This window comes from Pseudoalteromonas sp. SIMBA_162 (genome assembly GCF_046535955.1).
Lineage (GTDB): Bacteria > Pseudomonadota > Gammaproteobacteria > Enterobacterales > Alteromonadaceae > Pseudoalteromonas > Pseudoalteromonas marina.
Window position 1 is genome coordinate 1 of the sequence record NZ_JAWJBQ010001385.1, and the last position, 229, is coordinate 229.

Genomic DNA, 229 nt, shown 5'->3' on the forward strand with positions numbered 1-229 from the left:
GCCTGGGCCGCGAGCGCGGCAACGGTTCCAGCGCGGTGACCACGGCATCCAGCGGCAGACTGCGTGCGTGCACGGCCGGCAGCCAGAATTCCAGCTCCGGCAGCCAGGCCTCCAGCCGGTTGAGCAGGATCGGCTCGCCCTCGAAGCCCTGTAGCGGGCGGGTCAACGCCTGCTCCAGCCAGTCGGTGAGGCGCGGCTGCCAGCTGGCATCGAAGCCACCGAAATGCAG

At 70.7% G+C, this 229-nt stretch carries 1 protein-coding gene; it reads right to left on the reverse strand.

Translation table 11 applies throughout. The features are described from left to right. Positions 1-229, reverse strand: a 229-nt coding sequence (locus R0J88_RS24145; protein WP_410901477.1) for a hypothetical protein, incomplete at both ends; no start/stop codon positions are given.